We start from the raw sequence: 23,654 nt of genomic DNA on the forward strand, positions 1-23,654 counted from the left end.
TTCTACTGACACTGACTAGTTAATCGTACTACATCTACTTGAAAAATGCTGTATTTCTGAGCTGCTATCCAGTGTGGTTTGATAAACCAGTCCATCTTATTCTTCATAATCTGAACATTCTTAAAGCCCGCTTGCTTTAGGTGGTCTACCAGATCTGACCGTTTGAATCCAATCTCATGAGTATTAGATAACTTAGCTACACGATAAGAGACTGCCGTATGAATAAAATTAGGTTCATTGCAGATCAGAAACCATCCGTTATTCCTTAAGCAAGCATAGCTAGAGATAATCGCTAAATCCCCCACGAGTGAGGGACTTTGAACCAGAATTCCTCTCTTAAAGTCCCCCAAAATTGGGGGGTTGGGGGGCAGGAGCCGTGAACAACGAAGCGGAAAAACTCTCATCGAATTCACGTCTTTTTACCGTAAGTGACGAACGATCGCACAGTCTAGAAGCTCCCTTAGATCCCTCCAATTTCAAGGGGGCTTCTGATTATGTGCTTGACCAATCTTCTATTTGCAAGTCTGAAACCTGCCGAAAGTCTGACCCATTGCGGGTGAGTAAGATTGAATGGTTGGTCATCGCGATCGCGGCAATTTTGAGATCCATATTCCCCAGTCGAGGATAAGCTTTTCGTAAGCGTTGATGCTCCAAAGCTGCTGCATGGTTGAAAGGAAGAATTGCGATCGATTGGTAATCAATGGAAAGCTGTCGCAGTCCTTGGTATGCAAAAACTTGTTCCTCCAAAATCTTTGCCCTGGCTAAAAGACTGAGCCGACCTTTGACTTGTTCTTCGTAGGTAATTACCGTCACAGCAACTTCAAGCTCGTCGATCGCCCCGAGTCTCGCTAAAATTCGCTTTCCCTCTTGACCGTTGCGTTAAATCAGGCTGAGATGTTCAGTATCAAGGATATACATGGTAGGAGGCAATCATTCTACTTATCAGACCTGCGCCATTCTTGTCCAAGGCGAACCGCTTCATCAAAAGTAGGGTCGTTTTCAAAGCTACCCGCAATTTTCGACCACCAGGGTTCCTTCTTCTGGAGAGATTCAGAAAGCATTTGTTTCACCTGCACTAATTCTGCCTCTAGCGTTGTGACTCGTGCTTCAAGTTGTTGAGAGCGTTCTTCAAGTTGCTGGGAGGTCATAGGAACTTGTGATCGGTAGAAGACTTGAGAACATTGTAGCGCAGTGGCTAGGGAGGTTGATTTGTGTAGGCTTTGTGTATTTTGGTCAACCATGTTAAAGGTAGGTGGAGTAGAAGCCCAGCACCCAAACCATGAAGAAAGAAAGATTGAATATGACAAAGTTCGCTGCGATAATTCAGAGTTTCGGCTTTGCCCAATCTAGCGTTTTATATTTTGAATAAGCTTCTGTAAGGCTCTTTCCAAATTGTTTTTCGCTTGCTTCATCAGCAACTTCCATCAACGCCCAAAGCATCTCTGGGCAAGACCATTGCTTATTTAGCGTCGAACGGTAGAGCCAGTCTAGAAAACTTGTAGAGGTTTGACATTGCTCCAAATCAATCTCATACATGTTCATTTGATGCTCCCCGTCGGAAAAATGTAAGTCAATTTGGATTGTTAAATTTGATTCTTGAAACCAAACACGCCACCATTTGTCATGTTCATCAATCTGCCATTGATAAGAGGGCTTAGATCGTTTGGCAAGTAGTTTTCTATCTTCCATTTCACTCATTTCTTCAGTGGTGTATGTAGTTAAAGATAAAGAGTGGTCTCCCAGATCCTCAAGGCTAGCAGAACTTAAGAACTCTACTTTCTTCACCCATCGCTCGATTGGGGTCTCGGCTAATTTCTCGGTAGTTGAACTCATATATTTCTTCCTATGAAGGTTGCTGATTCAGATTAAATTTTACTTCCCAACCGTACACTATGACTACGTAGCATCAAGGTGCCGCCCTGTCAATCACGTTCAGTTGCTTCAATCTGGGTTCTTCACGGATGATTTCAAACTACTGCCAAAATCCAATGACGTAATGAATTCATCATTAAGCTGAGATGCCTCGATTTTCTTGGCGTTCTCGAATGCGAGCGAGTGTCCCCACCGGAACCGCCGAAATGAGTTGACGGGTATAAGGCTGCTGGGGTTGGCGATAGATGGTTTCAGACATCTCGATTGCCTCAGTTTAGCCTGTCCTCGGTACGCTCCATACAGCTTTTTACTCTCCATCAACGATCTCTAGCATTCGTCGCTGCGATTCCTGGCTGATCTGTCGGATTCTGTCTCTTTGCTCTTGCGTTAGATTGAGTGAATCTAAAAGAGATTGAGAACTTTGACCTGACGCAACGGCCGCTCTCATTTTTTGTCGCTGTTCAGGTGAATAAATTGCGTCTACTTCAGCTTGAGCTTGAGTACTAATTTGTACGATTTCACGCTGTTTATCATCCGATAATTGCATATATTTCTCGTGCCGAATTTCCCACTGCTGCTTTTCCATTGGCTTTTCCATCGGTTTATCTTTCCCACATATAGAACTCAAATTAATGGTAGTTGATGATGCAGGACTCATATAGCATATGAAATCACCTGAAGGCTTCGCAAGCACTGCACGAGGATTAGATAAAAGGGTAGCAAAAGTTAGAAGCGAGATAACCTTGAGAGACAATGAATCAAACATACTACCAACCTCCGAAAAGCGTATGTTCCCTAACTGTTAACAACATCAACAAACTTGTAAAAACGAAATGCTAACTAGTAGCCTTTGACTCTTGTTCCGAGAGTAGCCAAAATCTACAAATCCTTGGCTAGAGACAGATTCTGAGAATACACATCCATCAAACTCACTGTAATACTGTCCGTCCACTCATTTTTTCACATGTAGTGTTTGCCCTTCAGACCCTCGCAAATGGTGGGAGTATAAAATTTAGTCATCCACTATTGAGGATTTCTTTAAAGTCAAAACACTGTATACAGCGTTAGCGAACGGACAGACAACAGATTATTAGAACGCTGACCGTATAACGGAGATTTAACATTCTCTAATCAATTCCTGAAGCCTCGATTCTGTGCTCATTTCATGTAGTTATGCCTCTGGGTAAGGGCAGCAACACTGTAAGCAGTTGCCAAGTTAGCAAGTAGAGTCATTTAGCTGCAAACGACAAACAAACCGATGGATTGCGCTCCGGCTCCCGACTGTATGACTCTTCCAGACAAACGTGAAGTCAGCGCAAAACGTCCAGGCACAAGCCATTGACCTCCATCAATCTCAAGTGGATCTGTTGGACTCGATCTGACAAACGGTCGCTCTCCAGCACCAACAATCTCTAAACGCAGCTCGTAGTCTGTGACACCATCATCTGTTATGAATCCCCATCTAGCTGTTGTGCCGTAAGGATCTCTAAAACACGTTAGAGTTACATTCCCTACATTGATCGGCTGACTAGCAGTGCGTGAAAATCCTCTCGCTGGCGCTAAACCTATAAAAGCTAAAGCAGAAAAAAGGGTTAAGACTCGTGCTTTAGTTAGCATCTTTTCCTCTCCAAATGAATAGAATGTTACGTTTCTTTGTCCATTTGAGAGGTAATCCTAAGACAGAAAGGATTTAAAGAACAAGCGTGTATCTCTAGAGCAGTCTGTTGTATGAATCATCGCATTGTTAGAAGTTGGAATTAAATACTATGTAGCTTATATGTAGCTTAAGCTAAACCCATGCTAGTTTTCAAGAATAGACACCAGTACAATCTACTAGGAGCCAATCAGTAAAGATCACGATGATAGGTAGATTTATAAAACTTTCTGTGAGAGAGATCAATAATGGCATCCATAGGAGTTTCTCTACGCTCCGAAGTTTTGACTAAATCTTATCTTGCAGGTTCAACCTCCTGCTACACGAAAAATTTAGCCTATATGGGAAAACGTGAGAATAGGATTGTTAAACTTTCTTCTAGAGGGTACTTGGCGATTCTCAGGTGGCATTAGCCAAGAGTACGGCTACATTGAGGTACTTCAAATTGTGAACTCTTAAGCTCTCAAGTCACTCCAAGGTCACTCTGACTAAGCTGAAATTCCGCGCTGTGCTTGGCGTTCTCGAATGCGATCGAGCGTCCCTGTCGGAATCGCAGAAATTAGCTGACGGGTATAAGGATGCTCTGGGTGACGATAGATATTCTCGGACGTGCCGATCTCTTCGATTTTGCCTCGATTCATGACGATGATGCGATCGCTCATAAACTTCACAACACCCAGATCGTGAGAAATGAATACATAAGTCAAGCCAAACTCAGATTGCAGTTCTTTGAGCAGATTTAACACCTGCGCCTGGACTGAGACATCTAACGCAGAAACCGACTCGTCACAAATGATGAATTTAGGGTTGAGAGCAAGCGATCGGGCAATACAAATCCGCTGGCGCTGACCGCCTGAGAATTCGTGAGGATAGCGATTCATCAACTCAGGATTTAAGCCCACTCGTTGCAACAGATAGGCCGCCCGTTCTCGGTGTTGTTTGGGTTTACCCCGCCCGTAGATCTGTAGTGGCTCCATCACCGCTTCGCCAATATTCATGCGCGGATCAAGCGAACTGTAGGGATTTTGAAAAATGATCTGCGCCTCTCGGCGAAACTGCCGCACTTCTGATGGAGACAAAGATAAGATATCTCGCCCCTCAAAGCGCACCTGTCCCCGTTTGGCTTCGATCAGTCGCAGGAGGGTTCTTGCCAGGGTCGTCTTTCCGCAGCCCGACTCACCCACCAGTCCCAACGTCTCCCCCGGATACACGTCAAACGAAACGTCGTTAACCGCCATCACATAGCGTTGAGTCTGCCCAAACACCCCTCGAATCGGGAAGGCTACCTGCAAATTTTGCACCGACAGCAACGGCGGTTTTTGCTGCAACTCATGCAGACGTGAGTTAAATTCTGCCTCACTGATTTCTTCTGCACTGCGAAGCACCTGAGCCACATCCTGCTGTTTTGCCTCGATCAGCCGCTCCCCTGTGGGCAACGTCGAAACTTCCATAAAATCGGACACCGTGGGCAAATATCGCAGGCGGCGATCGGGCTGTGGCCGACAAGTCAGCAACCCTTTGGTGTAGGGATGTTTGGGGTTTGAAAAAATCTCCCAGACGGGCCCATATTCAACGATTTTGCCTTCATACATCACCGCCACCTGATCGGCAATTTCAGCAATCAGCCCTAAGTCATGGGTGATAAACATCATCGCCATACCCCGCCGATCGCGCAGTTCTCGCAGCAGATCCAGAATCGTGGCTTGTACGGTGACATCCAGGGCCGTCGTCGGCTCGTCAGCAATCAGCAGCGTCGGATTACAGGAAATCGCCATCGCAATCATCACCCGTTGAATCTGTCCGCCCGAAAGCTCGTGAGGATAGCGATCGAGCATCGCCAACTTCTGACGGTTGATCTGCTGATCGATTTCTGCCTCGCTGGGTTGTTTTTTGTTTTGGGCGATGTCTTCGAGATAGCGACGCTTGAGTTCTGCATCCGGTGCTAACAACCGAACTTCTTGCAGCAGGGCTACGGCCCGTCGTCTCGCCTCAGATTCAGAAACCTTTTCGTGCAGCCGAATCGCCTCAGTAATCTGAAACCCACAGGTGTAAACCGGATTGAGCGAACTCATCGGCTCCTGAAAGATCATTGCCAAGCGATCGCCGCGATAATTTTGCAATTCTTGATCAGGGACGCGCAGCAAATCGATCGGCTCTCCACTTGTCTGAGCATCTCGAAACCAGATCTCACCGCCCGTCACCTTGCCCGGAGGATTGGGCACCAGTCCCATCACCGCCAACGAAGTGACCGACTTGCCCGATCCTGACTCACCAACGATCCCTAGAGTTTGACCGCGCTGCACTTGAAACGAAATGCCATCGACCGCTTTCACCACTCTCGTATCCGTTCTAAACCGAACCTCAAGATTGCGAACGTCCAGGATAGTCTCACTCATAGGGCAGGAACGACGATAAAAGGGTTGAGAGGGCAGCGATTGCCAGATTTTACTAATTTTGCTCAATTGCAATGATTCAGCTTAACAGCGAACTTGTAGTAGACGCTGTGAATCTTGTTACCTGACGGGATTTTCGATCAATTGTGCCAGTTTCAGAAGCCCTACAGCATGGACAGGTCACCGATCACGTCTAATCGTTTGTAGCGACCGATCGTAATATAGGTTTCCGATAGCGCTTCTGCAACAGAAGGCGTGATCCAGCCCATTTGTTTGAGAACGTGGATTGCAACGGCGTATTTTGCTCGTTTTGCGCCATCGCTTACTTTGATGGCTAACCCCACACCTTCACCGACTCGTCCCACACACTGCACGCCTTCTGCCCCTGACTTACTGACGATTTCGCCCTGGGTAAGCTGCATCAACTCGGTGTCAAACTCGCCTTCTCCGGCCACCATCGTTGGATGATGCGTCATCGCCCGTGAAATTCGCTCCATGTCGAGACTGTTGCCCGATGCGAGGTGGGCGTAGAGCCAGGCCATTTGCCGCAGTTGCATAAAATAAGTCGGTGCGCCACAGTCATCTTTTGCCGTAATGAACTCGATCGCCGGGATCTTGAGCAATTCCGCAATCTTATTCAAAATCAACTGCTGTACTGGATGGTGATGCTGAAGATAATTGTTAAACGGAAACCCTCGCTGCTGACACACCGCCAACATTCCTGCATGTTTCCCCGAACAGTTGTACTCTAACGAACTGCGCTTGCCTGCCGGAACGGGACATTGCAGCATCGTCGGGTCAATGTCCGCTCGCCACAAAATGTTGAAAACCTGTCTGACTTGCTCAATGGTGCCTTGATGAGAGCTACAGATAATTGCCAGATCGCGATCGGTCAGATTATATCGCTCCAAAGTCCCCGTAGTTGTCATCGCCAGCGCCTGAAACGGTTTCAACGCAGAACGGACAAACGTCGCCGTGTCAGCGCTACCCGCCATCAAAAGAATGCGCCCGCGATCGTCGCAAATCACCGCCTCAGCGGAATGGACAGATTCTGGAATGCCTTCTCGCAGCAGCCTGACTTCAAGTTGTGCCGATGATTGATTTCTTCTTCCCCTTGTCATGCGTAGCACTCTAACATTAGACGGGAACTCCACTCTCAAAAAGTTACTAGTTTTTAACTCGCTACAAGATCAGCCACGCCAATCCGCCACTCACCAAAGCCGTGCCCAAGAAGGCAAACGTGCGGTTGAGACGCTGCAAAATGGGCTGTATTTGATAGCTGACGATCAGCCGATCTTGATTGAGCACTTCGATCGGCTTTTCCCAGGTTTGCCCATCATACCAGCCCGATTCTTCATAAAAAACGGTGGTGTTGAGCAGTCGCGTCCTGACGTATGACCAGCCCAGATAGAGACGAATCAGCGCCAAAGCCGGAATAATACTTGCGCCAGCAGCCCCCAACAGTGCGTATTCCAGGGGGTGTCTAGCAGGAGAAAAGCTCATCGCCGCCGTGGGCCCCGCCAGCAGCCAACTCAAGCCCCACAAAATTGCAATTGGCTTGATGTATCCCACCAGATCAAGCGTTGCCCATCTAAAAAACCACGATTCTTTGAGGTCTTGATACTCATTAATCGGTCTCTGTTCCACCGGAACGGGGCAAACGACTGAGGAGTTCATAAATCGAGCCAGAAAATAAACGATCGAATCTATCCGTCAGTATAAGGGAGTTTTGGGGTTTGGGTGCCTTAAGTGAGTCGTGAATTAGCCGTAAAAACTGCCTTGAAGATCTAATTTGTTCTAATTTGTAAATTACCTGAAACATACCCCGTCTAGAATCTATCAGAAGATTTCGGTGATCGATCGAGTTATACAGGTAGCCAGCGGAAACCAGCTTTGTACTTCTACACAAAAAGCAAAGTGGGCGACCCTCGCGATATCTGCGAAGCAATACACCCACCCGATGAGATTAAAGATTACTCTGAAATGGCATCATTTCTGACTGAAGTGCAGACCTCCCAAAAACGGCAGAACTAGACACTGAACTAATTCTTCTCACAAACGCATGTGGGAGGCGGCCCAGCACAATGAAAGGTGCCTGAATTGCATTTTCCAGAGTCAACCAGAGACAAACACTGCTTACCGCCTTCACACAGACACGCGTGTTTACCACAGCCATCACTATCACGTCGTTTTTCTCGCCCTTCAGCCGTAAGGCTAAGACTTTGACCAGGTTTCACTTCATGGCGGCGAACGATTTCTATTAAGCGATCGTTTCTTAGTCTCGTATTTGGATTAGATGTATTGATTTGAGCATAGGAACTTCCTAAGAACGCAACTACAAAAAATGCTACAAAGAGCAGTGTGAACAGTATCTTCTTCATCTCGAAAACCTCCTGGTTAATATTCACTGTTCTGTAAAAATACTGGGTGCATCCAGCCGGGTAGCGCTTCAAGACTGCCGATTAAGTGCAACGTTACGCGATGTGCAACTTTCTGATCAACGTCCCCCTTTTTAACGTGAATTCGACAGAATTTCTTCGCTTCGTGATTGAGCGCTTCTGCCCCCCAACCCCCCAATTGTGGGGGACTTTCGGACAAGATTTCTCGTTCAAAATCCCTCACGGGTGGGGCAGCCTGGAGTTGTCACATTAGTGAAGGATTTCATCGAATTCACGTCTTTTTTAGGGGTTTGGGGATCGCACATCGCCTGACGTTAAGCAAGATCAAGAATTGCAATATGAGCTTGGTCGTTCATCTCGAACAGATTCGATAAAATCGAACACCAAGTCGCGAATTTTGATGCCGCGATTTTCAACAGACGTGTAGCCACCTTTTACAATGCCGACAAGCTGCCGATTGCCACCGTTGTAGTCATAAATAGCTGAACCACTTTGCCCATCTTGAATATCGTGCTTAAAGAAAAGATAGGGGGCTTCAGTACGGGTGATTCTGGCGCTCATGCCATACATTGAGCCACTGCAACGATCGTTGGAGCGAGGCGAGGCGCTGCAAGTTTGACCTTCCCCAGGGTAGCCAAAATTCCACATTTCTGAACCCGCAAGGCTGTAATCTTCGCGGTATCCTAACCAGCCTAAATCACAGCTATTTTGATTGTCGTACAGCACCAGTACTGCAAAGTCGCGGCTATCCCACCCATTGTTGACATAGCGATCGTCGTAGTAATACCACTCAATGTTTTTGTAGTGGTTGGGTGACGGATCGGTTGTGTTTAACCCATCGGCACCGGGCCACCAATCTCGCCGTATCAAGCTACCTTTGCCCCCACCTTCGGTAAAAACACAGTGAGCGGCAGTGAGAAGATGGCGTTCCCCAATTTTGGTCGCTGAACAAGTTACATCAGGTTCTGACTGTAGGTTGTAACCATTGGGAACTAATGCACCAAAGGCACGCCACGGGTATGCCCTCATGTTGAAGCCATTATTGCTGCTGCGTAGAATACGATTGTCATTTGCCCCAGAGTTAGGGATGATTGCTTTGAGCTTTAATCCCTCGTGCGACTCTTGCATGGTGTCTGGCGAACCTGCCCCAGGGCGACCGTTTACTCTCCGGGTATTGGGTTCGCCGCGAGTAGCACGACGAGTTTGCAATCGCTGTTTAAGATTGCGCGGCTTAAAGCTCCACATTTCACCTGCGTCATTTACAAAAACACCCGCGATCGTTTCGTCAGAGAGCGATCGACTAAGGCTTGTAGATTCTGCACCAGTGATTGGTTTTGGTTTAGCAGTTCTCAAGCGGGAAAAGTGTGCCCGTTGTTCGGCGGGAGAGGCGATCGACAGGTAACCCAAAAACTCATAGTCTGGGTCGTTGGGATTTGAAGAGAGTGAGGGCGGCACTTTTGGCACTGTTCTGTTTCGTTCATAGGCACCTCGCCGCCTTGAAAAGAACTCCATGTCAGTCCGGTATCTGCCATCCTGGTCATTCAATTTTGCCTGACTCTGTAACCTGGTGGGTGGTTCAGAAGCCTCAGCGCTGGAAAGATTAGCCTGCTCAAACTTGAGTTTTGGGTGCGAAAGCAATGTCAGCCAGATGGGTATTAGACTGGTCAGCACAATGCCTTTACATAAAAGATGAACCTTGCGAACAGCAATCTTAGTCTTAGTTGAGAATGTGAAATTTTTCATATGGTTTCTTCCTGCTAAACCGCTAAAGCGAGTTGGAATGTCAATCCAAACTTTTAGTCCATGCCAATTAAGAAACTGATTTGCTATCTTTTTTCAAATCCTCCACTTTGTTGCAAGTGTGATGTTAAGGTTGGCTGCCTCTCATTACGCTTCATTTTGAGGCTGACTTAACACTGGCAAATTCTCCTTCTGAATGTCTTGCACATTCTTATTGTTTTTGCACATTTTTGTTATGAGTTGAGCCAGATTTTAGGAGTTGCGCCAGTCAAGCGTTTGAAGTGACGATGTAGATGACTTTGGTGAGTAAACCCACAAGCGATCGCCACTTCTCCGATCGTCATCTCCCCTTGCCTCAACAAGTGCTTTGCCCGTTCGACTCGTTGTTGAATCAAATACCGATGGGGACTCAGCCCAGTAGCTTGTTTAAAGGCACGGCAAAAGTAGTGTTGACTCAGTTGAGCGATCGCTGCCAGTTCATTCAGGCTCAATTCGCGCTCTAAATAATCGTTGATGTAGTCTGTGACAAGATGCAACCGATGTTGAGAGAGTCCACCTGTGTAAACTGGAGTGCTACAGGGCTGGGTTGCATAATGCCGTAGCAAATGAACCGCAAGTGTATTTGCCAGGGTTTCGGCATACAAACGACTTCCACTTCCCTGCGATTTCAGTTCTGCTTGAAGGGCCAACCCAATCTGATAAATCAGCCCATCTTGAATTCCAAACTGAGGAATCAACTCTGCACGATCGGTTGCTAATAGGTCGATCGCGCTCAGGTTAAATAACTCCGACTTCAGGTTTAGGGAAAGCGTTTGAAGCTTACTGTTCCAGCAGAAAAAGTGACAACTGTAGATTGGACAAATCACAGCCGTACCGTGAAAGAAGGTTGCTCTATTGGATTTTCCTTCTACAACCTGCTCTACCTGGAGCCTGTGCCCCATATTTATGCTGATCACATAGTGATCGAGACAGTATTCGGGAGTTTCTCCAGGTGGTAGATGATGAGCTTCTATAGCCATGTTGCTCCACCCAGCGTTGTGGCTTGTGAGAATGGATGATTGCTCAAAGATATTCGGTAAACGATTCGTATGACTTGAATCAAATCTTTCCTGTGTTGACATCGCTCATCCTCCTTTTTTTCTCAAGAGGGGTCTTATTCAAGGTTCGTAGTTCCATGCCTGCTCAGGCAGATTCCTCACCACGTCGCGCAGACTTTGACCCGATAATTCGGCGAGTTGCCGGAAAGCCCGCCCAGACACATAACAATCGGCTCCCGGAAAACATCGGGCACAGCGTTGATAAAGCCGTTGAACGCTTGGGTTCTCGACCGCCTGCCCTTTGATGTATGAGCCGCGATGTATGAGCCGCCCTGCTGCTGGATTTTGACAGCGATCGCGGTAATCAACTGGATTGCTACCCCCCGACCCCGATGAATCGGATCAACAAACAGATCAATCACCACGCCCCCCTTGAGGCAATGGTGAAGATCATAGGATGATTCCCAGGCTGCAAAAGCGATTAACGTTTGGGGTTCAGCTTCTGCGACCATCATTTCAAATTCACGTCCAAAACCGTCTTGTGCCAGCTTTTGAAGGGTTCCTCCCCAGGGACGCTGAAACGTTTCTTGCATGAAGACTGTTATTAGTTTTGCCAGGTTTGAAATATCGTCTGGAGTTGCATTGCGAATGTAGTAGGACATTATGCAGGCACCTTCATCTTTATAACTTTTTTATAACCCTGTCAATAAAGAATAGATCGCCCAGAGCCTCTAGAAAATACTCAACAAAAAGGCTCAGTTCTAACTTCAATGTTAAAACCAAGCCTGAATACTTATCTTCAAGATTCAATGACTGACCCAAAACTTAGCCCTTCTCTTAGCCGATCGCCAGTGGCTCGTAGGCAACTTTGGGCGCATGTCCCCAAAAGGCTTCGAGGTCGTAGTGTTCGCGCTCTTGGGGCATGAGAATGTGGACGATCACATCGCCGTAATCTTGCACCACCCAGCCGCCTTCTGCCAATCCCTCTGATCGCAGGGGTTTGCGATTGAGCGTTTCTTCTACTTCGTCTTCGATGGCGGCGGCGATCGCGCGAATCTGCACCTTAGAAAAGCCCGTCACGATCACAAAATAGTCTGCCAAGACGGTGACTTCTCCCACTTTGAGCAGCACAATGTCTTCACCCTTGCGATCAGAGGCAGCATCGGCGATCCGAGTGGCCAGTTCGTAGCTCGTATCAAAATCTGGGGCGGAAGATGCGATCGTCGAAAGGATTTGCTCTTTAGAAAAATCTGTCATTAATGTTCAGGTTCCTTGATTAGGTAAATGGTTAGTGCGATCGAGGCAGTTAGAAACGGTAGGGTGGCATGATTTTCACTCCAGCTAAGGGTCAGGGTTTGGGAGGTTGGCTCTTTTGGGGGGCTTGTGGGTCACCGTTTGCATAAACCAGTTGCGAGTTAGCACCGTGCGGGGATGAATCAGGTGGTGAGCATTGAGCAAGTGTCTGAGTGAATGATCGGAGGCGCGCCAGATGGCTTCTTCTAGATCTTGCCGACTTAGTTGTCTCAGAGCTTCTAACTCAGGGGCGTTGCCTCGTCCAGGTTCTAGGCCATCTGCTAGATAGACCACACAGCTTAACGGACTCATCCCTGGTCTGCCCAAGGTGTGGTCTCGAATGGCTTGCAGCACTGCTTCGTCTCGGATTCCAAATTCATCTCTGGCGACGATCGCTCCCACGTCAGCGTGAAGTAAATGAGGATTAGACTCATCCACTGCGTCCAGGGTTAGCCCTTCGTCTTTGGACATTTGCAGGAGCCGCTGGGGTTTAAAGAACTTCGCCAGGTCGTGCATCAGGGCTGCTTGAGCCGCTTTTTCTACATCCAAGTGATGGTGCTGGGCTAGAACGATCGCCAGTTGCTCAACGCGCAAAATATGTCGAATTCTAGTTTCGGGAACGTGAACCTTGAGCCAGGTGAGAATCCGCCGCCGAAGGGGATTGGCAGGATTTGAAAAATTATCCGCAGTCGAGTGTTCAGCATGACGGACATCAGCTTTAGGTGGATTTGGACGTACCGCCTCGAACGACTCACGCATGAAGGCAGAAAGCTCCTGTCAGTGCGACACGATCGACCTTAGAAAAATTGAATTTAGAAAACAAATAGCGCAAGATTTTGCATAATTAGGACGAAAGATTCTCTTATTTTAGCTCAATCGCTCCGATCCATAAATTTGCTAACAATCTGTGATGATGTACGGAATCCCCCCAAAGAGGGTTGCGGTTTGAAGTGCTAACATAGGCTCAAAGCAAATCAGCAAAGCACTTACACGACATTTGGGTAGAAGATCATGTATTTTCATCCGTCTTACCTGTTATTGATTCCGGGCATGATTTTGGTGTGGTGGGCCCAGCAGCGCGTTCAGGGCACTTATCGCAAGTATTCTCAAGTACGATCGAGTTTAGGAATGACCGGGGCTGAGGTGGCGCAGACGATTCTCAAAAATATGGGGATTCACAATGTAACGATCGAGCCGATCGCAGGAGAACTGACGGATCACTACGATCCCAGTGCTAAGGCAGTTCGATTGTCTGAGGTGGTGTATGGGTCTGACTCTCTGGCGGCGGCGGCTGTCGCGGCTCACGAGTGTGGTCATGTGCTGCAAGATGTGAAGGGCTATAAGCCAATGAATATGAGAGCGGCGCTGGTTCCGGCGGTCAATTTGGGCGCTAACTTTGGGCCGATTTTGATTATGGCTGGCTTGTTTATGGGCGCGATCGGCGGAGTTTTTATTCAGATTGGCATTGTGCTATTTGCGGCGGTGATTGTCTTTCATCTCGTCATGCTGCCTGTTGAGTTTGATGCGTCAAATCGGGCGCTGAGAATCATTGACGAGCTAGGAATTTTGCAGGGTGAAGAAAATCGGGCGGCCCGCAAGGTGTTAAATGCTGCGGCGTTTACCTATGTGGCGACGGCTCTATACGCTGTGTTGCAGTTGGTTCAATATCTAATTTTGGCCAATTTTCGCCGTTAGTTTCTGGTCGTCTTAACTAAAGATTTTTGAGCAGGGCATCTAAATCAGGTGTCCTTTTTATTGGTTAAAACTTGTAGCAAGATGAGTCTAAAAGCCTGTTTTACGCTTCATTGAGCGCTATCACCGTTTTGTTGTCTAGTGAGTTGTCGAAATCTTATGGTTGATCACGATCGTCTCTTCAAGGAGCTACTCACTACATTCTTCGCTGAGTTTTTGGATCTATTTTTGCCCGAAATTGCCAGCACGATCGAACGAGACTCAATCCAGTTTTTGCCGCAGGAGTACTTTGCGGATCTCACGTCTGGAGAGGACAAAATCATCGATCTGCTTGTTGAGGTCAAACAGTCTGGTGAGGAAGTTGGATTCCTTGTCCACATCGAAGCTCAGTCATACACTCAGTCGAACTTTGCCCGAAGAATGTTTTTTTACTTTGCCCGTCTGTACCAAAAGTATGTGCAGAGGATTTATCCGATTGTTGTCTTCTCGTTTGATGAACCCCTGAGAGCCGAACCGCAAACGCACACTGTGGAGTTTTCAGGATTAAAGGTTTTAGAATTCAATTTTGCTGCAATCCAACTCAATCAGTTAGACTGGCGCAACTTTATCGATCAGCCTAACCCAATCGCAGCCGCTCTCATGTCAAAGATGCGAATTGCCCCACAAGACCGCCCCAGAGTGAAAGCGGAATGTTTGCGGCTATTGACCACATTGCGCCTTGACCCCGCAAAAACCAGACTCATCTCAGGATTTGTGGACACGTACCTGCGGCTAAATGAGGTTGAGGAGCCATTGTTTGCTGAGGAGATTGGTAAATTAGAGGCAACAGAACAGGAGCAAATTATGGAAATCACAACCAGTTGGATGGCTCAAGGGATGGCTCAAGGAGAACGATCGCTGATTTTTCGACTGCTGGCCCGAAAAGTTGGAGAAGTGCCAGAGGCTTTACGCAGACAGATCGAAGCATTACCCATTGAGCAACTCGAATCCCTTGGAGAAGCTTTACTCGACTTTTCTAGCGTGTCAGATCTAGAGAGATGGCTATCCCATTTGTAGAATGCCTGCTTCTTTGAGAGCCGTGCGAATTGAATCTACTCTTTGACGGTTAACGCCCAAATCCGATTCGCCCAATCGAGAAGCCGATCGCACTTGAATCACGCCCGCAGGTTTGTCTAGATAAAACTCCACATCATCGACAAAGCCCATCAGTTTGCTGGTGAATTCGGCGTAGAGATAGTTCTCAGTTTCAGCAACGATTCTGGTTCTGGGTTGCGCCTGAATGGTTTGCTTGAGGTTAGCGAATGCCTTTTCAGGACTGGTGGCGTAGCGCAGGGGAGCGATCGTATGGGCTTGATCTGACGTTTGACTATTCACACAGTTGGGCGTACTCGGACAGGCTGCCAGCTTGCCATTCTGAACTCCCAGATTAGCCGGACGTGTGCCCGAAAACGAAAATAATGCAAACAAAGGGGTTGGCTGTAGGGGTTGAGCAGACACCGAAACAGACATTGTGAGCCAGCAGCTTGCAACTAACAGAGCCGTCACGATCGATTTAACCGATTTAACACTAAAAACTCTAAGCATTTGCCAAAACACGTCACTCATAGTTAATCCACTAGTTAATCCACAGTTAATCCATACAAAGCTTACCGTCTTCACCCTCACTCCTCACTCCTCACTCCCTCCCGATCGATCTGCAACCCCTTCACCTCAACGCCAACACCCTCCCGCATCCAGGCTTTCTCCATTGCTGACTGAACCGCTTCTGCATTTGCGGCACTTGATAACGCGAGTAAAGTTGGGCCAGCCCCACTGATCACCATTCCATGAGCACCCGCTGACAGGGAAGCCGATCGCACCGCTTCAAATCCCAAAATTAACGTTTGACGATAGGGCTGATGAATACGATCGTCAAGTGCCGCCTTGAGCCAGTCTGCGTTTGCGGTTTCCAAGCCTCGCACCAACAAACCCAAGTGAGCTGTATTAAAGATGGCATCAGCGCGGCTGTAATCGGTAGGCAAAACGCGACGAGCTTCTGCGGTAGAGAGTTCAAAATCGGGAATGGCGACGATCGGCATCAGGTCAGAATGCCAGTTCAATTCACAGATTTCCCACGCCCGATCGCGGCCCGATGCCGCCAATCGACAGCCCCCAAGCAATGCAGGCACCACATTATCAGGATGTCCTTCGAGGGCGATCGCCAAGTGCATGATCTCGTCTTGACTCAGCGGCGACCCTGACAGAAGATTGGCACCCACCAGCCCACCGACGATCGCCGTTGCCGAACTGCCCAATCCTCGTGCGAGGGGCACATTCATCTCTATCTCTATCTCAACCGCAGGCGGGGTCTGTCCCAGATGGGCAAAAAACTTGCAGAATGCCTGATAGACCAGATTGCTGTCATTGGTGGCGACGCGATCGGCTTCTGCCCCCGTTGCCGTAATTTTGAGTGGTTTTTGAGACGACGGCGTAAATTTGAACTGGTTATACAGCGTCAGGGCAGCCCCTAGACAATCAAAGCCAGGGCCAATGTTTGCCGTTGTTGCAGGGACTCGAATGGTGGGCATAGGGAGGGGTGAGGGGTGAGGGATGAGGGAGAAATTCGATGATCTGTTCCCCCTTTGGGGGTAATCCGTTTTGAGAGGAGGGATGAAAAGGATTCAAAAAGACATTCCCATAGAATATCGGATGGCGGGAAGCGATCGAATCTCAATTCTCAAAAACCTCCGTTTATCCCAGCCTTCTTACGGCGTTTGATCTTGATTTAACTGAATTCCCTCCTTTTTAAGGGGAGTTAAGGGGGGATCTTCGAGATCTCAGCCTGCGATCGAGGACGCTTTGAGCAATCAAAGACTGAGCGAACCTCTGTGAGGAGCATTTAAAGATTTCTTGAGTAGAAGATAAATGTTTTCTGGGTAGGTTGCTTGCTTTGATGGTTAACTCTAGATTAGTCAGTAGATAGCCGGATGCGCTGAGAAGTCTTCCAGGAAAAAGATCATGAATTCTCGTGCAAATACAGATACCAGTAAATCGCTCTCCGTATCCTCACGCACTCGATTTCTAGCTCATCTCAAAAGCTTGCGACCTCGCCAGTGGACAAAAAACCTGGTTGTGTTTGCGGTGCCTCTCTTTGCATTTAGCATTAATCTGCCGTCGTTTTTGGCTGCGACTCTGGCCTTTGTGCTGTTTTGCTGCGCCTCTAGTAGTTTTTATCTGATCAACGATGTGGCGGATGTAGAAGCCGATCGTCAGCATCCCGTCAAGTGTAAGCGCCCGATCGCAGCGGGTTGGGTAAAAGTGCGGACGGCGATCGCGATGGCGGTTCTTTTATTGAGCAGTGCCTTAATTTTGGGATGGTTAACCGCGCCTGCATTAGGAGTCACGCTGATCGCCTATTCGCTGCTGCAAGTTGCATACAACCTCAAACTAAAGCGCACTCCCATTTTGGACATCATTGCGATCGCCGCCGGATTTGTTTTACGTGCTTTGGCGGGAGGGGCTGCGATCGGAATTGCTCCATCGGTCTGGTTTTTGCTTTGTACTGGAATGCTGGCCCTATTTTTGGGAGTCGAAAAGCGCAAAGCTGAACTTCGACTTTTACAAGAACGTGGGGGAAAAACTCGCAGCGTGCTGAAGCGCTATTCTCTACCACTGCTGACTCGGATGGAAAGTACTGTGACGACCGGAGCGCTGATGAGCTATGCCCTGTGGAGTTCTGGCCCGCAAGTCAACGGCGCGTCTACTCCCTGGATGATGTTGACCTTCCCATTTGTGCTGTATGGTGTTTTTCGCTATCAGCTATTGAGCGATCTCAAGGTTGACTCGCCCGAAAATTCTTCCACTCCTGAGCTAGGAGAACGGGCGGAGCGTCCAGAAGAAGTGTTGCTTACCGATAAGCCAATCCTCTTTACGGTGGTCAGTTGGATTGTCACAATCTTCGTGATTTTATGGCTCAAGCATCAAGGCATCATTGTTTAGGGATGAGGGAGAACTTTGTTCCGCTTCGCGAGAGGGAGGAGGGAGGAGGGAGGAGGGAGGAGAACTTTTAGTGCTGCTCATGGTTCCTAGATCAGTAACATTTGTTTTAGGGTCTGCTTTCACGGTGGAGAGTAATTCAAAATCAGCGCTTTTGTAGAATTGGGATCGGCATTAGGCGGCGTAACTAAATGAGAATTTTGCAACTGCACAACCGCTATCAGATTGTGGGCGGAGAGGAAGGCGTTGTTCAGGCTGAGAAGGCGTTGTTGAGCGATCGCGGCCACACCGTTGAGTTGCTAGAAGTAAGTAACGATGAGATTGTCGGAGCCTGGAGTAAAGCGATCGCAGCGGTGAGTGCGGTTTATTCTCAGGCTTCTAAACTGAAGGTGGGAGAAGCGATCGCTCAGTTTCGGCCGGATGTTGTTCACGTTCACAACTTTTTTCCGCTGCTGTCGCCTTCGGTTTATGATGCCTGTCGAGATCAAAAAATTCCTGTGGTGCAAACGCTGCACAATTATCGGTTGGGCTGTCCCAGGGCGATGCTGTTTCGAGACAATCAGATCTGTGAAGACTGTCTGGGGAAGCCGATTCCACTAGCGGGGATTGTGCATGGCTGCTATCGTGGCTCTCGGTCTCAAAGTGCGGTTGTGACAGCAATGGTGAGTTGGCATCGGCTGCGGGGCACCTGGCAAGAGCGGGTCAATGCTTACATTACGCTGACTCAATTTCAAAAAGAGAAGCTGACTCAGGCGGGGTTGCCGATCGCCAAGATTCACGTCAAATCTAATTTTGTGTTCGCACCCGAAGGGGTTTCTTCCTCCAATCCTGCTGATCATCACAGTGCATTATTTGTAGGCAGACTGGCAGAAGAAAAAGGCGTTGCTGTTTTGATTGATGCTTATGTGCAAAATGCGTTGACGCTACCATTAAAAATTGTCGGCGAAGGGCCCCTGCGAGAAGTGTTGCAGCAGCAGGTCAAAGAGGCTGGATTAGAGGACACGATTACCTTTCTTGGCAGACAAGACAAAGCGACGGTTCTCCAACTCATGCAGCAAGCTCGATTTTTGGTGTTTCCGTCGATCTGGTATGAAGGGTTTCCGTTGACGATCGCCGAAGCGTTTTCCTGCGGACTTCCGGTTATCGTCCCCAAACTGGGCAGCATGGCAGAAATTGTAGAAGACGGACAGACAGGCTTACAGTTTGCTCCCAGAGATGCAGCCGATCTAGCGACGAAAATGAAGTGGGCAGAACAACACCCAGCAGCGATCGCCCAAATGTCAAAACAGGCTCGTCTCACCTACGAAACTAAGTACACCCCAGAAGCCAACTTTGATCAACTGATGAAAATTTATCACCAAGTATTGAACGATCAAGGATTAGACAACCCGTCATTCTGACTAGCAGTTCTAACCCGCGAAGGTGAGTTTTATTCAGGTAAGCACAGGATTTGTCAGGTTTATCTCCTCACTCCTCACTTCCTACTTAGGCAACAACGGCAAGACGATCGTCACAAAATAATAGACCAGCGGAGCCGTAAAAACGTAGCTGTCGGCGCGATCGAGAATGCCCCCATGCCCTGGAATCAGTTGTCCAGAGTCTTTAACGCCTGCATCTCGTTTCATCATCGACTCTGTTAAATCGCCTAACAGACTGGCAATCCCGATCAGCAAACCCAGCGCTACCCCTGTGATCGGCCAGCCCGACCAGTTGAGATACCACGATCCCAGCACGCCAACTGCTACACTAGCAGCGACTCCAAACACGGCACCTTCGACAGTCTTTTTGGGGCTGATATCTGACAGGCGAGTTCGACCGATCCACCGACCGATCGTATAGGCTCCGATGTCAGCGGCCCAGATACACAAAAAGGCCAGCAGCGTGTTTGTCAAACCAATCGGGAGCGCCTGAAGTCCTTGCCAGGAGGTGATCCAAAAGCCGTCGAGCGGGAGGTTACTGGCTTCAACTTGTCCCAGCGATCGCAGGCGAATCCAATAGCTCGGCAGATAGCCCCCATAAAACAAGCCCATGATCGAAGCAGAAATATCCGCGATCGTCGCCAACTTAGGCTGAAACAGCAGATAAAAGCAAATTAACGTTCCTGCAACCGGAAAGATCGCATCTGCCAGACCGGGCGAAAGGTTGGAGACCACCAGCAAAATTTGACTGACCACCAGCGTTGTTTTGCCAGCCGGAGCAAACCCTTTGGCGCGAGCAAGCTGAAAATATTCTAGTTGCCCAAAATAAATAATCAGACAAAACCCCGCCGTAAAATACCATCCACCCAGCAGCATAATGGTCAGGGCGAAGGCAATCAGGACAATCCCACTCAAAATACGAGACCAAGGCATAACACTAATTTTGCATGAAGAGAACCTGGTCTAACTGTCCAACCATCCGCTGACTCCATTGCTCAATCAAATCATTTGGCAAATTAGCCAGAGGTTAAGAAGGTTAAGAGTTGCTTTGGAACACTTTAGCTGATTTGGAGAGACAAACCTAGTTTTGCGTTTTGAGTTCTTCACAATCTCTCTCGTTCATTCTATTTTTTCGCCACTCAAAACAAAAATTGGATCGACCGCGATAAAGGTTTGACTCGTGCCACGGGTTTCGAGGCGATTGACCGCCGACTGAACCACTTCAATATTCCTGGCGTGAAGGTCGGAGAAGCTTTCTGAAATCTGGTAGAGCGTTTCCAAACTGACGGCCGTGGCGACGATGCGACCCTGGGGTTTGAGTTGTTGCCAGACGGCCTTGAGAATCGCTTTGATCGGGCGACCGCCTTCGATACAGACCCGATCGGGCTGAGGCAAATTTCGCAGACAGTCGGGCGCAGTTCCTTCGATCACCTGGACGTTTTTGACCTCAAAGCGATCGCAGTTGTGCCGGATCAAATTCGCGACCTCCTCATCTCGCTCGACGGCGATGATCTGCCCACTAGGACAGAGCAACCCTACTTCTACAGGAATGGTTCCTGTGCCTGCGCCGATGTCCCACAAAATAGAGTCTCGTTTTAGTCGCAGTTGAGACAGCAGCAGTAGCCGAACTTCACGCTGAGTCATTGGAATGCCAGGAAGATTCTCGAAAAGATCATCGGGAATGCCGGGGGTGAGGTAGGGCCAGAGGGGGGAGGGCATGGGGAAGGGATGAGGGATGAGGGATGAGGGATGAGGGATGAGGGATGAGGGATGAAAGGTGGTGACTTATTGGTGGGTGTGGCAGATAGAGACGTTGGACAATAGAGAATAGGGCAGGAGCCAAAAACTTGCTTTGTCTACAGTGCAAGGTCTACAGTCTAGAGCCAACAAATCTCAGTCCGTCCAGCTTGATGGAGGCTTGATGAGTTTATCCTAATTCTCCTGAGTGAATCGGGCACACTGCCTAAAGGAATTGACACGTAGACGATCGACCCATGCTTTCACATCTGTTGCTTGTTAGAGACGACCAGGGCGAACATCAAATTACGCTGGAGCGCAGCCTTTGCACGATCGGGCGAGATCCGAGATGCACAATCCGGCTGGCTTCACAGTTTGTTTCTCGTCGCCACGCTACGCTGATCCAACTGCCGCTAGATGATGGGAGTTGCCGCTATCAGATTGTGGATGGTAGCCCCAAAGGAAAGCCCAGCGCCAATGGATTGTTGATCAACGGGCGTAAGCTGCAAACTCATGTGTTGTGCGATCGCGACAAAATCGTCTTCGGCCCTCAAGTTTGGGCGGTCTATCACTTATTAGAAAGAGACGGTGTGGAGGGAGTCTTTGCGGGCGATGTGGATGCGACGTTACGGGCAGACGACTAAATTGCTTTTCTAAAGTTTGACGACTTGGAGCGTTTGCAGGGTGAGATCGGCGCAACCGCTGATCATGCCACCTGCTAGAAGAACTTGCTGTAGATAAATGAGAACGTCTTGAGTGATTTTTTCACCAGGAAACAGAGCAGGAATGCCAGGGGGATAGGGACAAATCAGTTCTGCGCTGATGTGATCAACCGTTTGAGCGATCGCCAGCGTTTCTGTTGCAGCAAAAAAAGCATCGCGGGGAGAGTAGAGAAGAGGGGGAGGGGGGAGGGAAGAGGGAGGAGGGAGGAGGGAAGAGGGAGAACTTTGTTCCGCTTTGCGAGGGATGGGGGGTTGTCTTTGATACGCTTCGCGAGAGGGATGAGGGTTGGGATGTCGTGCAAGTTGAGTGAAGGCTTGGATGAGTTGGTCGATGTCTTGCTGAGTGTTGCCCAGGCTGATGATGAAGGTGAGATGTTTGAGAGAGGGAAACTCGGCGGTGACTTTGAGGTGTTGATTGAGGCGATCGTCGGCAGCAAAACCATCCCATCCTAACTCTGAAACAGTGACGGTGAGACGGGTGCGATCGAGCGCCAAAAATCCTGGAGTTTTCCCGGCTTGACTGGGTTGGAGTGTGGAAACAGGAATTTTCTCAAGGCGCGATCGAGCGTTATCTGCCAGATTTAGCGTGTGTTCTAATCGTTCTAGTCCCTGGGTGGCCATCTGCTGACGGGCCGCGTCTAGTGAGGCAAGTAGGAGGTAGCTAGGACTGGTCGATTGAATGAGCTGTAAGGCTTTTTGGATGCGATCGCGCTCAATTCTCTGCCCTCGAAGATGCAGCATGGCCGATTGAGTCATCGAAGCCAGGGTTTTATGAATCGACTGCACGGTTAGATCGGCTCCGGCCGCTAAAGCAGCGATCGGCAGGTCGGGATGAAAGGCAAAATGTGACCCGTGAGCTTCGTCAACGATGAGCGGAATATCATACTGGTGGGCAATTTGAGCGATCGCCTCCACATCACCACACACGCCATAATAAGTTGGATACAGCATCATGACGGCTTTAGCGTCGGGGTGAGTTGCTAGCGCTTGCGCGACCCCATCGGGCGTAATGCTGTGGGCAATCTCCAAAACGGGATCGTATTCAGGATTGACAAAAATGGGAATCGCTCCGGAGAGAATGAGTCCCGCGATCGCTGATTGGTGCCCATTGCGCGGCAGAATAATTTTGTCACCAGGGCGGCAGGTCGCCAGAATCGATGCGATCATGCCACAGGTCGAGCCATTGACCAAAAACCAGGTTTCATCTGCTCCAAATGCTCTGGCCGCCAGTTGTTGAGCCGCCAAGATTGCTCCTTGAGGCGCAAATAGATTGTCCAATTCGGGCAGTTCTGGGAGATCTGATCGTCCCACTTGAGTCCCCAACAAGTCGGTCAATTGGTCTGGAAACCCTTGTCCTCGTTTGTGACCTGGCGTGTAGAAAGGTGCGTTGGACGATCGAGCGCACTTTTGCAGACTCTCTAATAGAGGCGTGGTTTCTTGAAAGTCAAATTCCATGTGGATTCGTCATTGATTTGCGGTTAGGGTCATTTGTTTAGCAGCAGTTTTGTAGCGATCGTATTCATCGGACGCAAACACCTTTTGCACATTAACCAACCATAATGGTACGTTGCAGTGGCACTTCTTACGCTGCATTGCTTAGACTGCTGAAATACGGCATGGTGAATTTCTGAGAGGGCTGCGAGTACCTGATTCAAAGCTGTAAAGATGGGACTGTAAATTAGATTGTGTCAAAGGAAGAAATAAGATCTAATGAACTCATGA

The 23,654-nt window shown here is 48.6% G+C and carries 26 protein-coding genes; 5 read left to right on the forward strand and 21 right to left on the reverse strand.

The features are described 5' to 3' along the window. Positions 1–492 precede the first annotated feature (492 nt). The 15 genes from ACJ2PR_RS28050 to yqeK form a co-directional block, all read right to left on the reverse strand. Positions 493–813 (reverse strand): type II toxin-antitoxin system VapC family toxin, encoded by a 321-nt coding sequence (locus tag ACJ2PR_RS28050; RefSeq protein WP_446871485.1) that lies wholly within the window; start codon positions 811–813, stop codon positions 493–495. Positions 814–935: 122 nt separating this feature from the next. Continuing rightward, positions 936–1,241 carry a hypothetical protein gene (locus ACJ2PR_RS28055; RefSeq protein ID WP_446879439.1) on the reverse strand — a complete coding sequence of 102 codons (306 nt, stop codon included), beginning with the start codon at positions 1,239–1,241 and terminating at the stop codon, positions 936–938. Positions 1,242–1,323: 82 nt separating this feature from the next. Then, positions 1,324–1,833 carry a hypothetical protein gene (locus ACJ2PR_RS28060; protein ID WP_446879440.1) on the reverse strand — a complete coding sequence of 170 codons (510 nt, stop codon included), beginning with the start codon at positions 1,831–1,833 and terminating at the stop codon, positions 1,324–1,326. Positions 1,834–2,008: 175 nt separating this feature from the next. Further along, positions 2,009–2,131: a hypothetical protein gene (locus ACJ2PR_RS28065; protein ID WP_446879441.1), complete on the reverse strand. Its 123-nt coding sequence runs from the start codon at positions 2,129–2,131 to the stop codon at positions 2,009–2,011. A 48-nt stretch (positions 2,132–2,179) separates the two neighbouring features. Continuing rightward, the gene (locus tag ACJ2PR_RS28070) at positions 2,180–2,470 is read right to left on the reverse strand and encodes a hypothetical protein (RefSeq protein ID WP_446879442.1); all 291 of its coding nucleotides are present in this window, start codon (positions 2,468–2,470) and stop codon (positions 2,180–2,182) included. A 635-nt stretch (positions 2,471–3,105) separates the two neighbouring features. Further along, on the reverse strand, positions 3,106–3,489 hold the full coding sequence (locus ACJ2PR_RS28075; RefSeq protein ID WP_446879443.1) for a hypothetical protein: 384 nt from the start codon (positions 3,487–3,489) through the stop codon (positions 3,106–3,108). Positions 3,490–4,014: 525 nt separating this feature from the next. After that, entirely contained in the window at positions 4,015–5,922 is a 1,908-nt protein-coding gene (locus tag ACJ2PR_RS28080) for an ABC transporter ATP-binding protein (protein ID WP_446879444.1), read from the reverse strand. Positions 5,923–6,083: 161 nt separating this feature from the next. Beyond that, complete coding sequence (locus ACJ2PR_RS28085) at positions 6,084–7,040, reverse strand: asparaginase (protein WP_446857950.1); 957 nt, start codon at positions 7,038–7,040, stop codon at positions 6,084–6,086. Positions 7,041–7,101: 61 nt separating this feature from the next. After that, positions 7,102–7,596 carry a CGLD27 family protein gene (locus ACJ2PR_RS28090; protein WP_446871482.1) on the reverse strand — a complete coding sequence of 165 codons (495 nt, stop codon included), beginning with the start codon at positions 7,594–7,596 and terminating at the stop codon, positions 7,102–7,104. Between the two features lie 365 nt (positions 7,597–7,961). Continuing rightward, the gene (locus ACJ2PR_RS28095) at positions 7,962–8,300 is read right to left on the reverse strand and encodes a hypothetical protein (protein ID WP_446879445.1); all 339 of its coding nucleotides are present in this window, start codon (positions 8,298–8,300) and stop codon (positions 7,962–7,964) included. Between the two features lie 342 nt (positions 8,301–8,642). After that, positions 8,643–10,061, reverse strand: a complete 1,419-nt coding sequence (locus ACJ2PR_RS28100; protein WP_446879446.1) for a trypsin-like serine peptidase — start codon at positions 10,059–10,061, stop codon at positions 8,643–8,645. Positions 10,062–10,291: 230 nt separating this feature from the next. Then, complete coding sequence (locus ACJ2PR_RS28105) at positions 10,292–11,179, reverse strand: helix-turn-helix domain-containing protein (protein WP_446879448.1); 888 nt, start codon at positions 11,177–11,179, stop codon at positions 10,292–10,294. A 74-nt stretch (positions 11,180–11,253) separates the two neighbouring features. Continuing rightward, positions 11,254–11,757 carry a GNAT family N-acetyltransferase gene (locus tag ACJ2PR_RS28110; protein ID WP_446879449.1) on the reverse strand — a complete coding sequence of 168 codons (504 nt, stop codon included), beginning with the start codon at positions 11,755–11,757 and terminating at the stop codon, positions 11,254–11,256. Positions 11,758–11,932: 175 nt separating this feature from the next. Then, a complete protein-coding gene (gene rsfS / locus ACJ2PR_RS28115; protein WP_446857955.1) occupies positions 11,933–12,352 on the reverse strand; it encodes a ribosome silencing factor in 420 nt (139 codons plus the stop codon). Between the two features lie 84 nt (positions 12,353–12,436). Next, entirely contained in the window at positions 12,437–13,147 is a 711-nt protein-coding gene (yqeK, locus tag ACJ2PR_RS28120) for a bis(5'-nucleosyl)-tetraphosphatase (symmetrical) YqeK (protein ID WP_446871524.1), read from the reverse strand. A gap of 252 nt (positions 13,148–13,399) precedes the next feature. Between yqeK and ACJ2PR_RS28125 the strand changes: the two genes are divergently transcribed. Both ACJ2PR_RS28125 and ACJ2PR_RS28130 read left to right on the forward strand, forming a co-directional pair. Beyond that, a complete protein-coding gene (locus ACJ2PR_RS28125; RefSeq protein WP_446871523.1) occupies positions 13,400–14,083 on the forward strand; it encodes a zinc metallopeptidase in 684 nt (227 codons plus the stop codon). 156 nt (positions 14,084–14,239) lie between these two features. Continuing rightward, entirely contained in the window at positions 14,240–15,136 is an 897-nt protein-coding gene (locus tag ACJ2PR_RS28130; protein ID WP_446871522.1) for an Rpn family recombination-promoting nuclease/putative transposase, read from the forward strand. On the opposite strand, the gene ACJ2PR_RS28135 is transcribed toward ACJ2PR_RS28130, so the two are convergent. Both ACJ2PR_RS28135 and thrB read right to left on the reverse strand, forming a co-directional pair. Further along, the gene (locus ACJ2PR_RS28135; protein WP_446879450.1) at positions 15,122–15,685 is read right to left on the reverse strand and encodes a DUF1499 domain-containing protein; all 564 of its coding nucleotides are present in this window, start codon (positions 15,683–15,685) and stop codon (positions 15,122–15,124) included. The genes ACJ2PR_RS28130 and ACJ2PR_RS28135 overlap by 15 nt on opposite strands. A gap of 56 nt (positions 15,686–15,741) precedes the next feature. After that, a complete protein-coding gene (thrB, locus tag ACJ2PR_RS28140; RefSeq protein WP_446879451.1) occupies positions 15,742–16,647 on the reverse strand; it encodes a homoserine kinase in 906 nt (301 codons plus the stop codon). Positions 16,648–17,077: 430 nt separating this feature from the next. On the opposite strand from thrB, the gene ACJ2PR_RS28145 reads away from it, so the two are divergent. Next, positions 17,078–18,058: a decaprenyl-phosphate phosphoribosyltransferase gene (locus tag ACJ2PR_RS28145; RefSeq protein ID WP_446879452.1), complete on the forward strand. Its 981-nt coding sequence runs from the start codon at positions 17,078–17,080 to the stop codon at positions 18,056–18,058. Between the two features lie 188 nt (positions 18,059–18,246). After that, positions 18,247–19,455, forward strand: coding sequence for a glycosyltransferase (locus tag ACJ2PR_RS28150; RefSeq protein ID WP_446879453.1), 1,209 nt, complete (start codon positions 18,247–18,249; stop codon positions 19,453–19,455). Positions 19,456–19,536: 81 nt separating this feature from the next. On the opposite strand, the gene ACJ2PR_RS28155 is transcribed toward ACJ2PR_RS28150, so the two are convergent. Both ACJ2PR_RS28155 and cbiT read right to left on the reverse strand, forming a co-directional pair. After that, positions 19,537–20,406: a phosphatidate cytidylyltransferase gene (locus ACJ2PR_RS28155; protein WP_446857963.1), complete on the reverse strand. Its 870-nt coding sequence runs from the start codon at positions 20,404–20,406 to the stop codon at positions 19,537–19,539. 186 nt (positions 20,407–20,592) lie between these two features. Further along, positions 20,593–21,192: a precorrin-6Y C5,15-methyltransferase subunit CbiT gene (gene cbiT, locus ACJ2PR_RS28160; RefSeq protein ID WP_446871516.1), complete on the reverse strand. Its 600-nt coding sequence runs from the start codon at positions 21,190–21,192 to the stop codon at positions 20,593–20,595. 275 nt (positions 21,193–21,467) lie between these two features. On the opposite strand from cbiT, the gene ACJ2PR_RS28165 reads away from it, so the two are divergent. Then, positions 21,468–21,854 carry an FHA domain-containing protein gene (locus tag ACJ2PR_RS28165; protein WP_446871515.1) on the forward strand — a complete coding sequence of 129 codons (387 nt, stop codon included), beginning with the start codon at positions 21,468–21,470 and terminating at the stop codon, positions 21,852–21,854. 9 nt (positions 21,855–21,863) lie between these two features. On the opposite strand, the gene ACJ2PR_RS28170 is transcribed toward ACJ2PR_RS28165, so the two are convergent. Beyond that, entirely contained in the window at positions 21,864–23,387 is a 1,524-nt protein-coding gene (locus tag ACJ2PR_RS28170; RefSeq protein WP_446879454.1) for an aminotransferase class I/II-fold pyridoxal phosphate-dependent enzyme, read from the reverse strand. A gap of 9 nt (positions 23,388–23,396) precedes the next feature. After that, positions 23,397–23,525 carry a hypothetical protein gene (locus ACJ2PR_RS28175; protein WP_446879455.1) on the reverse strand — a complete coding sequence of 43 codons (129 nt, stop codon included), beginning with the start codon at positions 23,523–23,525 and terminating at the stop codon, positions 23,397–23,399. Positions 23,526–23,654 lie beyond the last annotated feature (129 nt).

This window comes from Phormidesmis sp. 146-33, assembly GCF_052939515.1.

What these genes read in the sequence shown, in the direction of transcription:
- ACJ2PR_RS28065 (WP_446879441.1), bottom strand. Translation starts at nt 2,131, where the DNA reads ATGTCTGAAACCATCTATCGCCAACCCCAGCAGCCTTATACCCGTCAA.
- ACJ2PR_RS28090 (WP_446871482.1), bottom strand. Translation starts at nt 7,596, where the DNA reads ATGAACTCCTCAGTCGTTTGCCCCGTTCCGGTGGAACAGAGACCGATT.
- cbiT (WP_446871516.1), bottom strand. Translation starts at nt 21,192, where the DNA reads ATGCCCTCCCCCCTCTGGCCCTACCTCACCCCCGGCATTCCCGATGAT.
- ACJ2PR_RS28095 (WP_446879445.1), bottom strand. Translation starts at nt 8,300, where the DNA reads ATGAAGAAGATACTGTTCACACTGCTCTTTGTAGCATTTTTTGTAGTT.
- thrB (WP_446879451.1), bottom strand. Translation starts at nt 16,647, where the DNA reads ATGCCCACCATTCGAGTCCCTGCAACAACGGCAAACATTGGCCCTGGC.
- ACJ2PR_RS28055 (WP_446879439.1), bottom strand. Translation starts at nt 1,241, where the DNA reads ATGGTTGACCAAAATACACAAAGCCTACACAAATCAACCTCCCTAGCC.
- ACJ2PR_RS28125 (WP_446871523.1), top strand. Translation starts at nt 13,400, where the DNA reads ATGTATTTTCATCCGTCTTACCTGTTATTGATTCCGGGCATGATTTTG.
- ACJ2PR_RS28085 (WP_446857950.1), bottom strand. Translation starts at nt 7,040, where the DNA reads ATGACAAGGGGAAGAAGAAATCAATCATCGGCACAACTTGAAGTCAGG.
- ACJ2PR_RS28070 (WP_446879442.1), bottom strand. Translation starts at nt 2,470, where the DNA reads ATGGAAAAGCCAATGGAAAAGCAGCAGTGGGAAATTCGGCACGAGAAA.
- rsfS (WP_446857955.1), bottom strand. Translation starts at nt 12,352, where the DNA reads ATGACAGATTTTTCTAAAGAGCAAATCCTTTCGACGATCGCATCTTCC.
- ACJ2PR_RS28155 (WP_446857963.1), bottom strand. Translation starts at nt 20,406, where the DNA reads ATGCCTTGGTCTCGTATTTTGAGTGGGATTGTCCTGATTGCCTTCGCC.
- ACJ2PR_RS28105 (WP_446879448.1), bottom strand. Translation starts at nt 11,179, where the DNA reads ATGTCAACACAGGAAAGATTTGATTCAAGTCATACGAATCGTTTACCG.
- ACJ2PR_RS28100 (WP_446879446.1), bottom strand. Translation starts at nt 10,061, where the DNA reads ATGAAAAATTTCACATTCTCAACTAAGACTAAGATTGCTGTTCGCAAG.
- ACJ2PR_RS28060 (WP_446879440.1), bottom strand. Translation starts at nt 1,833, where the DNA reads ATGAGTTCAACTACCGAGAAATTAGCCGAGACCCCAATCGAGCGATGG.
- ACJ2PR_RS28080 (WP_446879444.1), bottom strand. Translation starts at nt 5,922, where the DNA reads ATGAGTGAGACTATCCTGGACGTTCGCAATCTTGAGGTTCGGTTTAGA.
- yqeK (WP_446871524.1), bottom strand. Translation starts at nt 13,147, where the DNA reads ATGCGTGAGTCGTTCGAGGCGGTACGTCCAAATCCACCTAAAGCTGAT.
- ACJ2PR_RS28130 (WP_446871522.1), top strand. Translation starts at nt 14,240, where the DNA reads ATGGTTGATCACGATCGTCTCTTCAAGGAGCTACTCACTACATTCTTC.
- ACJ2PR_RS28170 (WP_446879454.1), bottom strand. Translation starts at nt 23,387, where the DNA reads ATGGAATTTGACTTTCAAGAAACCACGCCTCTATTAGAGAGTCTGCAA.
- ACJ2PR_RS28135 (WP_446879450.1), bottom strand. Translation starts at nt 15,685, where the DNA reads ATGAGTGACGTGTTTTGGCAAATGCTTAGAGTTTTTAGTGTTAAATCG.
- ACJ2PR_RS28110 (WP_446879449.1), bottom strand. Translation starts at nt 11,757, where the DNA reads ATGTCCTACTACATTCGCAATGCAACTCCAGACGATATTTCAAACCTG.
- ACJ2PR_RS28150 (WP_446879453.1), top strand. Translation starts at nt 18,247, where the DNA reads ATGAGAATTTTGCAACTGCACAACCGCTATCAGATTGTGGGCGGAGAG.
- ACJ2PR_RS28165 (WP_446871515.1), top strand. Translation starts at nt 21,468, where the DNA reads ATGCTTTCACATCTGTTGCTTGTTAGAGACGACCAGGGCGAACATCAA.
- ACJ2PR_RS28175 (WP_446879455.1), bottom strand. Translation starts at nt 23,525, where the DNA reads ATGCAGCGTAAGAAGTGCCACTGCAACGTACCATTATGGTTGGTTAAT.
- ACJ2PR_RS28145 (WP_446879452.1), top strand. Translation starts at nt 17,078, where the DNA reads ATGAATTCTCGTGCAAATACAGATACCAGTAAATCGCTCTCCGTATCC.
- ACJ2PR_RS28075 (WP_446879443.1), bottom strand. Translation starts at nt 3,489, where the DNA reads ATGCTAACTAAAGCACGAGTCTTAACCCTTTTTTCTGCTTTAGCTTTT.